We start from the raw sequence: 13683 nt of genomic DNA, 5'->3' as shown, positions 1-13683 counted from the left end.
GTCATGTACTCAGAAAAAACGGCTAAAACTCGCTCATATTTCATTCTATTTCCTTGTTCATGATTTCCGTAGCTATGGCTATGCAAAACAATCACCGGGTTTTATAAAAAATTAAGTACATGACAAAAATTTATTTTGAGAAATAACTACTCGCCATTTTCAGGATAACAAAGATCTCACAGGTTTTGAAAACCTGTGAGATCTTTGTAACGAAAAAGTCGTAATACGTTATATGTAGCTTACAGTTCGGATCTAAATTTTTGTCATGTGCAAAAAAAACTTTTTTTTCTGTATACCATTTGAACGTTAAATTGGTATTATTTATTGAACTTGAAATACTATTGGCAGGTTATAAATAACACCAACGTTTTTATTATTTTGTTTTCCTGGAGTCATTTCTGGAATAAAATTAATAACACGAACTGCCTCTTTATCAAGTTGTGGATGTGGAGACCTCGTTTTGATATCGGTTACATGTCCTGTTTTATCAATAGTAAATTGAACATCTATTTTTTGTTTTCCTGTCAAACCGTAATTAGATGCAATATCACTTCCATCAAATTTCCTTTGAATGAGTTTTCCAATTTTTTCAGACATGCATTTTTTCCTTTCTGGGTTATTCTTTGCATTTTCGCAACCCGGATAAATCGGGACTTTTTGAACAAAAACTATTGATACAGACCCATCATCATCAGGGTTATCAACAACTGATATTTTACTAGGATCAATTGCTGGTTCTGAAGAAGTATTCTGCTCACTAGTAATAATATCAATAACCTTTTCTAATTTGAAATCATTATCAACTTCTTTTATTTTATTAGTCAAGATTACTTTCTTCCTAACCTCTGGCCGAACTTCAGTTTTAGGTTCAACATAAACTTTGAAATTTTCAACTGAAATTTCAATTGGATCATCGGGCGGAAGAACTTTCGAAATGCTTGGAATTGTCGTTTCAAACTTCATCTCCAATAGCCCGAATGCTACTAGCAAACACACAATTAACCCTATTTGAAAATATAGGGTCGAGTTTTTTTGTAAATTGGCATCATGCTTTTGTGATTTTTTCACGATTTGCTCATTTTGCCGAATGAGTTCGTGAGAATTCTTTTGATTCCTCATAATAATTATAGATTAAATGCCAGCCTGACGGCAGGCAGGTTAATGTTATGATAAAATCACAATAAGCATACCAAAAAAAAAATCCCGTTACAGTTTTGTAACGGGATTTTATACCTCTCCCAAAACTGCGAAATACAGTTTCGATGGCTCCAATGGATGAGTAAAATAAAAAACCCCGAAGTTTAATCTTCGAGGTTTTAATATTTATAAATATAGATGCTTATTCTTAATCTTGAACTTGGAAAATAATTGGTAACGAATATGGAACATTTACAGGTTTACCACGTTGTTTTCCTGGTTTCATTTTAGGTAATAAACCAATAACTCTTGTAGCTTCTTTTTCTAATCCTGGATGTGGCGCTCTAGCACGAATACCTACTACATTACCAGTTTTATCAATTTTAAAAATAACGTTTATACGTTGTCTTCCTGATAAACCTAAATCACTAGCCAACTCTGTATTAAACTTTTTGTTTACAAATTGAGCTATTTTTTTAGACATACAATCTCTTTTTGCAGAGTTGTTTCCTTTTTCACAACCCGGGAAAATTGGCACATTTTCAATTACAGAAAACGGTACATCAATATCTTCTTCAACTTCTTCTACTTCAACTTCTTCCACTTCTACAATCTCTGTTTCTTGATCAACCTCAGTAGATTCAATAACCGTTTCTTCAACTTCTTCTTCATCTTCAACAATCTCTATTACTTCTGGCGCCGCAGGAGGAGGTGGTGGTGGTGGTGGTGTTTGAATTTGTTCTGTAATTGGAATTTCTTCTTCATCTAACTCATCCATATTTAATTGCCCGATGTCAATATCAGATTTGTCATAAGTTTTGTAATTAATAGCGTAGTTTGTTATAAACAACATTGCCGCTAATCCAATGGCGAAGTAAAGTGAACTGTTACGTCCAACATTTGCTTTGGTATTTTTTTTAGATTCCATAATTTAAATCGTTTATCCTGATTGCTAAAATAACTATTTATTTTTCAAAAAAACAAGTGTTTAAGAGTTTTTAACGTACAGACTATTTTTAATCCCTATTATCATTGTTGTAACTAACGCCCCAAAAGTATTAGCTAAAGCGTCATATACATCTAATGTTCTTGAGGTTGTTATAGTATCTTGTAAAACCTCAATAACTATACCAAATAATATTGCCAAAACTGCAGCATATATTATTGACTTTCTTTTTTTAAAACTAAACGTATAAAAAAAGGCAAGATACCATAAAACGGTAAAGAGGCTATAGGCTAAGAAATGAAATATTTTATCAGCAAAAGAAATCTGTACATTTGGAATGTCTAAGGTTATTAAACTGACTGCGCCTAATGCAACTGAATATCCTAGGGCCACTAAAAACGTAACCTTTTTAAGCACCTATAAGTATTTTGTAATCGTCTGCAGACATGAGTTTATCAACTTGTGATAAATCTGAACACTTCAATTTTATCATCCATCCGGCATGGTATGGGTCTGAATTTACAACTTCTGGCTCATCTTCTAAACCTTCATTAAATTCAATAATTTTGCCTGATAATGGTAAAAACAAATCAGATACTGTTTTAACAGCTTCAACGGTTCCAAAAACTTCATCAGCTTCTAAAGTTTCATCTACAGTTTCTACTTCAACATAGACTATATCTCCTAATTCGCTTTGCGCAAAATCAGTAATTCCAATGGTAGCAATATCACCGTCTATTTTAATCCATTCGTGGTCTTTAGTATATTTTAATTCTGATGGAATGTTCATGTTTTTAATTTAAGTTTTTATTTGGCAAATGTATTTATTTGTAATTTAAATTCAAACACTTTCTACTTTTCGTTTTGTTATATATTCACTCAACTTTTTTCGTTCCTTATTGGTTAAAGTTAAGAAAAATATGTTTAGTGTTTTATTGTTTATTGAAGATACTGTAAAAGAATTGATCGAAGAAATATAGAAATACTAATTCTCTGAAGAACACCTCTTATGAACACCTCTAAAGTCCCCTCAAGGGGACAAATTACATATTAAACTTTAGAATAAAAATTTCGTGATGTTTCAACAATTTAGCCAGAATCTAAAACATACTCTATTTACGTTAACAATTGTCCCCTTGAGAGTTATCAAAATGAAAATATATTTTTCTTTGAAGATACCGAGCTTAGCTCAATAGCGATGTCAGATTACTGGGTATTAGTAAGGTTAAAGGGAGTTTGAATTAAAAGAAACACATCTTTTGGCTATGCTATATACCCATTTTTCAAGTTGTTTTAAAATATTTAATTACCAAAATTATATCTGATAGTAAATCCTGATCTAATTGTTGTTTGCGGAAAAGCCGTTGAAATCGCGTAGTCTGAAAAGGTATAATCAAAATAAAAAATTCCAGTTAAGTTTTTACTAAACGCATAATCTGCGGAATATTTAAACCCCCAAATGGTTTGTCCAGATGTAATTTGATTGTTTTCTAAATCTAAATACCTAATAATTGTTTTGTTATCTCTTACAGAAATATCAGCTTTCATATTTAAATCACTAACAACACGCTTTTTTGGTCCTGCTAACTTAGAGCGAATAGGCAAATCTTTAATTCTGAAACCTAATCCTATTATATATTCATATCCCTGAACTTCGGTGACTAAATTATTATCAAAACTCAATGATAACATTCTATCTTTTTTGATTTCCGCTAGAATTCTAACAGAATTTTTCATTTCCATATCTATTCTAACTAACGGGCTAAATAATTCTGTTAAATTGATATTACTGAATAGTTGTTCATTCTTAAAATTACCTGATTGATCTTTTGAAGCATCTGATTGATCTGCATAAGGAAGACCAGGAGTTGGAGGAGCATCATTATCAGTGCCATTTAAATCCAAATTTAAATTGGTGCTAAACTGATTGATGGTATAGGATGAACGATAGCCATGGGTTACAGAAAAACGTTTAAAACGCTTTTTAAACCAATTAAACTTCATGAATCCTGTGTATTTTAAATCCCAGTTTGGTATTGGAATGTCTCTAAAAGCACTGGTTGTTATTTTGTTGGCATCTTGACCGGAATAAGCGGCTAAAAATGCTGGCAGTAACACCTTTTGGTTGTTTTTTCCAAAACCCTCAGGAAAGCCTTCTGCATCTCTGGTATAAGAATCAGTCCCATAGAATTTTTTAGCTAGCCTGTCTGCAATTTTTAATCTGTTAACTCTAAAGTCATCAAAAGCAGGAGAACTTACCTCATCACTCTTACTAAATGCTGTTTTTATCAACACTGTTGAAATATTATAATTACCAAAAGTATTAGGCGTCAAAGGGTTATATACCCCATTTTCAACCCGATAGTTTTCGGTAAAATTTTGATAATATGCTCTATTTCCAACTATGTCTATTTTTAAATCTCTAACGGGTTGTAAACTTGCAGAAATATCTAATTGTTTTGTATTTGTTGCTGTATATTGTTGGTTAAACTCATCAAACGTTGTTAGCCAGCCACGTCTTGCTGCTAAATATCTAACATCGCTTTGACTACCAAATGTAAAACCAACTGTTGGTTTTAAGGTACCAATAAACCCTGGAGTATTTGTATAACCTGGCAAGAACATACCATTATTCTCAGAATAATTTACTTGAATTCTTTTAATACTTGTTAAAATATCAACACCTGCGTTTAAAAGTTTTGTAACGGATTGATTTTTTGGTCTTTTAGTTGGCTTTTTAGCTTCCTCTTGTTTTGCTCCTGGAGGTGCACCACCAGGTGTTGCTCTTGTTCTTACTCTTCTAATTGGTTTTTTAACCAAACCTATGTACTTGTAAAAACGTTTCATATCCAACGACGTATTGATATTATGAACGTTTGAATTTTGAACGGTATTTCCTAAATCATAAGTTTGCCCATTAACCTCTAAATTCCCAAATAAATCTGACCCTTTTTGCCATTGAAAACTACCTGTATATTGATATGTTGCATCAATAAAACTAAATGTTGGTATTTTGTTAAGTGGCAACTGATAAGTGATTCCAAGGTTTTGAGTTTGCCTATTTGGATCTCCTACATCTAATAAACCATCCCAAACATCCAAGTCACCATCTTGTTCTCCTGCAATTAAATCATTGTCTTTAAAATAATTTCGAACAATATTGTTGTTAGCCGCAGTAAAGTTAAATTGTAACGAATTGGTTAGGTTATAGTTAATAGCATATTGAAAATCGAAGGTGTAATTTCTTCTAAACAACTCTTCAATACCTATATTTCCACTACCTGCAGTTAAATCAATTTCTCTAAATTTTTGTCTATTGAACTGTCTGTTAATATCTGTATTAATTGTAAAACTGGTTGGCAATAAATTGAAATTAAAATCTTTTAAAATTTTCCAATATTTACCCGTGAAAAGTGAGTCGTTTTTCTTGAACGGTTCAATAGTAACTGGGTTAAAATTATGTGCATAATTTGCCCCAATACGTAGTGTTTTATTAACCGAGTTTTCAATTTCAAAATCTCTGCGTTCAACTTTGTTATATGAATAGTTTAAAGTCACATTTTCAACATCATAAAAACGAGGCTTTTTATCTGTTGTTCTATTTTTTCTAATACCAATAAAATTGATACTTTGGCGTTTTGTATAATCTTCAGACTGTTGTTTTATGTCTTCTCTTTCAGCATTACTATCCGCAGCATCCAATCTAGAGTTTAAAGTTAAATCTTTATAAAACTGGTCGTACTTTGGTGTAATAAGCTCTTCACTTTGTGCATAATTAAAAGGCACTTGAATGCCCCACTTTTTTGGGAGTAATTGACCAACATTTATATTGGTAACCACATCATATTGCTTTACATCTTCTAAACTACGCTGACTAGGCCCTTGCTCTAAAGAGCCAAAACCAGAAGTGCTTTGTCTTCCTGTTGCACTAATATTTGCAAAATCTGCAATGTTGGTATCCATACTTACAACGGCTGCCCAACCGCCTTCGTTATCTAAATCTGACAAACGTAATTCATTAAACCATACTTCAGCACAAAGGTCATTATCTCCTGAAACATTTTTAACACCAACCATTAATGTTCTTACATCTCCAAAATTAGGATTTCCTCTAATTCCAACACGATGTTGACCTACAGTATAACCTCCAAATGGATTCGCAGCTAGCACTATTTCGCCATTTACAACATCATAAAACGTAGGGTCTTCGTTACTTAAAGTCATATCCGAAATGCCTTGAGCTTTGATTTTTCCTAAAATTTCAATGGGTAAATTAATTTCATTCGCTGTTGGCCATAAACCCTCTCTTGAGGTAGATGTAGACACCTGTAACGGAATTTCTATTTGATAATAATTTTCAGTAAGGTCATTACCCAATCTGATAAATCCTACTAAATCATCACTAGCTAAATCTCCTATTCCTGATTCACCATCTTCAGCATGCATAAACATTCTCATACGCTTATACTGGCGCATATCAATATTTATATTTTTAAATACACCTCTTGAATCTTCAGTTTCTAAGTTACATACTTTAACAACTAAGGATTGTTCATTTTGACGTACTACTGTATTATTATTAAATAACTGTTCTGGCTCAATTCCTGGAGGACTGTCGTAACTCACTTCATTTTCAATAGTGCCAATAACACCTACAGAAAAATCGGTTTGTGAATCCTCAGGCGTTGGGTCGTTCTTATCTAAAGCTTGTGTATATCGCCTCCAGTCACTTCTCACTAAATCTAAAGTACCAAAACGGAATACGGTTGCTTCTTGAAAATCTTTTAGATAGACTCTTGTGAACCTTACGGAACGCAAATCATTTATACCACCAACTGCCTTAACATGGCTTCCTTCAACAGGTACCCTGAATTGATACCATCTTACATTTCGTGAATCTCCGTTAGGAAATGAACGTTGTTTTTCTTTAAAATCTCTTAAAAATTCTTTTAAAGGGTTTGAATCTGGAAGGTTATCAAAATCAGATTGTGTTTGCGGTAAATTTTGTCTTGTTAAGTCTAACTCATATTCAAAGTAACTATCAATCGTATTCATAGTGTTATCACGATTAATATCTTCTACATCGGGTTGTGTATTAGAACCTCTATCTGTATTAGTGAATAAATCAGGCGTATTGCCTTCTACACCGTTATATTTTTTGTAACGATCAAAAATATCACCTTCAGCAGTTAAAAAGTATGTGTAATTATCCTTTGCAGGATCATCCCCAAATTGACTACCAAAAACATCTATTTCGTTAGCGTCATCATAACCATCATAACCAACATCTTGATTATCTCGCTCAGCTCCTGTAGTATCAAAAGCATAAATTAGGGATTGATTTTGTGGCACAATGGTTCCCCAGCTTGTTGGCTGTTGCCTCAATATAGTAACATCACCATCATCAGGCAATCCGTTCTCATAAAGTTTTTTACCATCTTTTATAATATCTTCTGAAATATTTCCTAAGTTGAAAACTAACTTCCCTCCAGGATTTGTTGGACTATCTTGAAATGGATCTTGTAACCAAAAATCAATATACTCCACATTTTGTTGTTCAAAATCGGTGGACGTTATTTGTCTTGTTATACCTGCCCAACTATCCATTGGATTATCCAATACGTCATCTTCAGAATCTGGCTCAAAATTATAAGGGCCTCTTTCTTCTGGATAATAGGCTAAATCTAATGTGAACAGAACTGAATTTTGACCTTGAACTAAATCTCTCTCTGGAAACAGTTCATTAATAAAAACACGGCTTGTATATAAATTAGAAACATCGTCATCAGATATTTCAGTAGGACGTTGACTACTATAAAAAATAGGGTCAATAGTGTACCAGTTTAAAAGCCCTCTGCCATAACCATTTTGAATACCTGCTTCGTCTTCTAACTCATCCGGATTACCATTGCCATTTATATCTAAAGGTCTACTCGATAAAAACCATGACTGCTGTGATTTTAAATCGATACCGTTTTGCGAACCCTCAAAATCGTCAATATAAGAGGTGGCTTCACCATTAAAATTAGTGCCTTTTGGAGCACCTGGAGCCAAATACGCGAATTCACCACGAAGCGATAAATTAGATTCTACATCGGTATCAATATTTGGTAATTTGTTTGCTAATCGGGTTAAGAAAGGGACTTTGGTAGAATAATTCCCATTTAATCCGAAAATGGTATTATTTATAGATTCATTACCAAAATTTGCTTTTTGTGTAATAGGGCGTTCGTTTAAGTTTAATAAAGTTCCTCCTAAAACAAAATTATCATTGAATTTATGCTCTACATTTAATCCTGTAAAACGTCTGGTTTGCTGACCAAAAACAGCATTGTTTTCTGTTGAAACCTGAATTGGTGTATTTGATGCTTTTAAAGATTCATCTAAAATTTGAACACGGCCTAATTGATAATTTACAGTATAATCAATCCCTTCAACTAAAACACGACCACCTGCAGTAACCCTAACAGAACCTCTAGGCACATTAAAAGATCCAATAGGAATACCATCGCCACCGCCAGAAGACTTATAACGTCCTTTAAGTTTGAATTTATTTTTTTCAATCTCGTCTAAAGCTTCTGTTTTGGTGCTTTTATAAAGTATGTCGTAAACATATTTTCTCTGGTCATCGTTATATAACGAATTGTCACCATTGTAATTACCACCACCTAATATGTTAAATAAATATTCACCAAAAGGTTCAGCACTGGTAAATACAATTTTTCCGTTTTGGGGAATTACTGTTTGCCCTGGAACATAATCAAAGAATCCATCTCCTCTGGATTGCGGATCGTTATTAAAATTCAATTTATCCAGATTGAAAACACGCAATAATGGTGAGTTTTCAATAAGATCGTCACTTGGTGTACTCCCGCTAACTGGGTTTCCGTTAATATCTAAATCAAAATTAGCGCCAACAGGTGAAATAAAGTTTAAAGGCGATGCTTCGTTATAGAAAATGTTTAAGGTGAAATCGTCTTGACTTAAATTAAAAGCACCTGTATCATACACGTTTTTCATCATCAAATCCCAAACAGGTTGATTGACATTGGTAATACTACTCTTTAGCATTTTTAAAACTAGAGCTGTATTAACTACAGAAGTCACTTGACCTTGGGCATTCGTGCCAACATCCGTCGCATCAAGGCCATCATTAGCAAATTCACCTACTTGATACACTTGTCCTGCCACAGTATACTGAAATGCAACAGCTAAAACCTCATCATTATTTAATCGTTGATTTAAGGAAATATAACCTAAATCCGTGTTCAAATTATATTCTTGCCCATTGATTAATTTTCTAGCATTTTCAAGTTTGGCATAATCTGCGCCTTCATTAACTTGATTATTTAAAGCACCAAAACCCTGATCTGCGGTAGAAATATCTCGTATTTGTTCTGTTAAGGTTGACCCTCCTGTTGTTATGGTTATAGGGTTAAAACCATTATTCTCATTATCAGGAAAAGCCCCTGGTCCAGAAAAGACAGGAACTGCAGAAAACACTTTATCACTTTCTCCTAAATCTTGAAGCGCCACAATATTTCTAACGTTTTCGGTTCTATTACTTCTATTAGTAACCCAAACCTCTAATCGTGTAACTTGTAAACCTTTATTGTTGATAAATGGATAATTTGCCAACGCATTATCATATTCATCTCTAAAATATTGTGCTAAAAAGAAATGCCTATTTTCATCGTACTCTCTAATAAAAAATTCAAATTCTTCAAGTGTACCACCGCCTTGAGCAATAACGGTATTAGCTTGAGATTTTTGTTCTGAAAACACTCCTGTTACTGTCGTTTTTCCAAATTGAAGTTGTGCTTTTACACCAAATAAACTTTGTGCTCCTGTAATTAAAGAACTATTTAAAGGCATACTCACATTACCAACTTCTATTTTTTGAATAATATCATCTTCGGTTGGCGTGTATTCTAATTTTATAAGCTGTTGAAAATCAAAAGTAGACTGCGTGTCATAATTAGCTGTAACCTGTAGTCTTGTACCAACTTTACCTAGTAAACTTAAGCTGATACGCTGATCAAAATCAAAAGTAAAATTACTTCTATTTCTTGGTGAAAAAGATGGATTATCTTGTTTTGAAAATAGCACTCCTAAATCCATTTCAACAGATCCTTGTGGAACAACTTCAATGGTATTACTTCCAAAAATACTTTCGAAAAAACCAGAGTCAACATAAAATTCTGGAAGCAAATTTTTACGCTCGTCTTCCGTACCCTCTTTTTTTCCATCAAAAGCATCAATTTTATCTTTATAATAATTCCGTAAATTTTCTTTAGCAACTAAAGCATAGTATTCTTTGGGTGTTAGAATGATAGGATAGTTAATATTAAATTCTCCTATTTTCTCAGTATAAATGTAACGATCACTTAGTGGGTCGTATGTGTATTTAGACTCTACGCTATTAGGGTTTGGTATTTTAATATTACCCAAACTAAATCCTGTTTTCACTGAGTCTTGTGTAGGTTGCTGAGACCAAGCTATTAGAGAATAGCATAGAGCGAATACTATTAGGAGAGATTGTTTGGCTAATTTGTAAAGGCTATGGTTAGTTCGGTTCAAAATATATTATAAATTTTTTAAGGCCTGTTTTATGATAGTTTCAACATTGGCATCAGGTTGAGTTACCATAATTTTATCCACAACACGTTCTGCCTGTTTTTTCACAAAACCAAGAACTTCTAAAGCAGATAACGCTTCATCTTTATTGGTATTGCCTTGAGAAACAGAAACTTCGTCAATATCGTAAATCTTTAATATTTTATCTTTTAAGTCCAAAATAACACGTTGTGCTGTTTTAGCTCCAATGCCTTTAATAGACTGAATTAAAACAACATCTCCTGTGGCTATCCCTTCCCTTATTTGTTTTGGAGTTAACGATGATAACATGGTTCGCGCTATACTTGCGCCTATACCACTTACAGAAATTAATAATCTGAATATTTCTCGCTCTGCTAAAGACGAAAAACCAAACAAAGTATGAGAGTCTTCTTTTACTTGAAGATGGGTAAATAACTTTAACTGTTCGTTATCTGAAATTTGAGAATAGGTATGTAGAGAAATATTAAGCATATAGCCTACACCGTTGCAATCAATAACAACATGTGTTGGATTTTTTTCAGTAAGTTTTCCTTGAATATGTGTTATCATTTAGAGCAATTCGTTAAACAACCAAATGTAATAAAATTATTCACATTTCATTTACTTACTCTCAGCATTTTCTATTTCCCGTTTTTCTTTGTGTTGCGCATCTATAACAGCAATAGCAGTCATGTTCACAATTTCGTCAACGCTTGCCCCTAATTGTAAAATATGAACCGGTTTTCTCATCCCCATCATAATAGGCCCTATAGAATCTGCTTCATTAAGTTCTTTCAATAGTTTATAAGTAATATTTGCTGAATCCAAATTTGGAAAAATAAGCGCGTTTACCTTTTTACCAACTAATTTAGAAAAAGGAAATCTTTCGCGAAGCATCTCGTCATTTAAAGCAAAATCTGTTTGTAGCTCACCATCAACATCCATCTCTGGATTATTTCTATGTAAAATAGAAACTGCTTCTCTTATTTTTGAAGCTTTTTCGTTTTCTGAAGAACCAAAATTAGAATATGACACCATAGCTAGCACAGGTTTCAAACCAAACATTTTAATAACGTTAGAAGTCATTTGAGTAATCTTAGCTAAAGTTTTTGAGTCTGGATCTATATTTATAGAAGTATCACTTAAAAATAACGGCCCTCTTTTAGTCATCATTAGGTTAGTAGTAGCCACTTTAGAAACCCCATTTGCCATTCCAATTAACTCTAACATAGGTTTTACCACTGTTGGATAATTACGAGAATACCCAGAAATCAATGCATCTGCATCGCCTTCATTAACCATCATAGCAGCAAAATAATTACGCTCTCTCATTAATCGTTGTGCAGAATAATACGTTACACCTCTACGTTTACGTTGCTCCCAATATACTTTGGCATATTTATTTTTTCTATCGTTTTCTTCTTCCTCTTTAGGATCTATAACAAGGATATTGGCATCAAACTCAATTTCTACCATAAGTGTTTTTATAGTCTCTTTTCTTCCTAAAAGAATTGGAATTGCAATACCATCTTCATGTACTATTTGAGCTGCTTTTAAAACATCAAGCTGATCTGCCTCAGCAAAAACAACACGCTTCGGATTTAGTTTAGCTCGATTTAACAACAACCTCACTAATTTATTATCAGACCCTAAACGCTCCAATAAAACATCTGTATATTTTTCCCAATCAGTAATTGGTTTTTTAGCAACACCACTCTCCATAGCTGCTTTTGCTACAGCTGGAGGAACTTCAGCTATTAAACGTGGATCAAAAGGTTTTGGGATTATGTAATCTTTTCCAAAAGTTAAACGTGTTTCGCCATAGGCAATATTTACTTGTTCTGGAACAGGCTCTTTTGCTAATTTAGCTAGGGCTTGTACCGCAGCCATTTTCATAGCTTCGTTAATTTTGGTAGCACGCACATCCAGAGCGCCTCTAAAAATAAATGGAAATCCTAATACATTATTTACTTGGTTAGGATGGTCGCTACGGCCAGTTGCCATAATAATGTCCTTTCGGGTAGCAACTGCAATATCGTATTTTATTTCAGGATTTGGATTGGCCATAGCAAAAACTATGGGGTTTTTAGCCATAACCAGAAGCATATCTGGAGTTACAATATCTGCCTTAGAAAGCCCGATGAACACATCGGCATCTTTCATGGCTTCATCAAGTGTATCTATTTTTCTATCCGTGGCAAATTCGGCTTTTTCTGAGGTTAAACTTGCTCTATCATTTCTAATAACACCCTTACTATCTAGCATCACCATATTTTCACGTGTTGCTCCACAGGCTTGGTATAAGCGTGAACATGAAATGGCTGCTGCTCCTGCACCGCTTATAACTATTTTTACGTCGCCAAGTTTCTTTTCAGAAAGTTCTACTGCATTTAACAAGGCTGCTGCCGAAATAATAGCTGTACCATGTTGGTCATCGTGCATTACTGGAATATCCAACTCTTCCTTTAAACGCCTTTCAATTTCAAAAGCTTCAGGAGCTTTAATATCTTCAAGATTAATACCGCCAAAAGTAGGCGCAATCATTTTTACCGTTTGAATAAATTCTTCTACATTTTCAGTGCCTACCTCAATATCAAATACATCAATGTCTGCAAAGATTTTAAACAACAAACCTTTACCTTCCATAACAGGTTTTGAAGCTTCAGGACCAATATTCCCTAAACCTAAAACGGCAGTTCCGTTGGAAATTACAGCAACTAAATTTCCTTTGGCCGTATATTTATAGGCGGCATCTATATCTTTTTCAATCTCTAAACAAGGTGCAGCTACACCCGGAGAATAAGCTAAAGATAAATCTCTTTGACTTGCATATTTTTTGGTTGGAACTACTTTAATTTTACCTGGAGTTGGTTTTGCGTGGTATATAAGGGCCTCTCTTCGTTTGCTTTCTTCGCTCATAACATTGGATATTAAGTAAACGTAAAAATATAATAATCCTTTTAAGGAAACCTCTAATCTTTTAGAAAATTGATGTTTCTTTT

Annotated in this window: 7 protein-coding genes; all 7 read right to left on the bottom strand. The window is 33.5% G+C overall.

The window, feature by feature from the left end; all coding sequences use genetic code 11:
• Nucleotides 1-321: 321 nt before the first annotated feature.
• On the bottom strand, nt 322-1068 hold the full coding sequence (locus AAC024_RS08645) for an energy transducer TonB (RefSeq protein WP_339894885.1): 747 nt from the start codon (nt 1066-1068) through the stop codon (nt 322-324).
• Between the two features lie 277 nt (nt 1069-1345).
• Nucleotides 1346-2065 carry an energy transducer TonB gene (locus tag AAC024_RS08640; protein WP_339894884.1) on the bottom strand — a complete coding sequence of 240 codons (720 nt, stop codon included), beginning with the start codon at nt 2063-2065 and terminating at the stop codon, nt 1346-1348.
• Between the two features lie 60 nt (nt 2066-2125).
• Nucleotides 2126-2500 (bottom strand): VanZ family protein, encoded by a 375-nt coding sequence (locus AAC024_RS08635; RefSeq protein WP_339894883.1) that lies wholly within the window; start codon nt 2498-2500, stop codon nt 2126-2128.
• Nucleotides 2493-2873 (bottom strand): glycine cleavage system protein GcvH, encoded by a 381-nt coding sequence (gene gcvH / locus AAC024_RS08630; RefSeq protein ID WP_339894882.1) that lies wholly within the window; start codon nt 2871-2873, stop codon nt 2493-2495. Before gcvH ends, AAC024_RS08635 begins: the two co-directional genes overlap by 8 nt.
• A 512-nt stretch (nt 2874-3385) precedes the next feature.
• Nucleotides 3386-10663, bottom strand: a complete 7278-nt coding sequence (sprA, locus tag AAC024_RS08625; protein ID WP_339894881.1) for a cell surface protein SprA — start codon at nt 10661-10663, stop codon at nt 3386-3388.
• Between the two features lie 6 nt (nt 10664-10669).
• Entirely contained in the window at nt 10670-11251 is a 582-nt protein-coding gene (gene ruvA / locus AAC024_RS08620) for a Holliday junction branch migration protein RuvA (RefSeq protein ID WP_339894880.1), read from the bottom strand.
• Between the two features lie 51 nt (nt 11252-11302).
• Nucleotides 11303-13600, bottom strand: coding sequence for an NADP-dependent malic enzyme (locus tag AAC024_RS08615; protein ID WP_339894922.1), 2298 nt, complete (start codon nt 13598-13600; stop codon nt 11303-11305).
• Nucleotides 13601-13683: the final 83 nt, after the last annotated feature.

It is taken from the genome of uncultured Algibacter sp., from assembly GCF_963976535.1.
Classification (GTDB): domain Bacteria; phylum Bacteroidota; class Bacteroidia; order Flavobacteriales; family Flavobacteriaceae; genus Algibacter_B.
The sequence above is the reverse complement of the archived record's forward strand: the minus strand, read 5'-3'. Positions and strand labels throughout refer to the sequence as shown.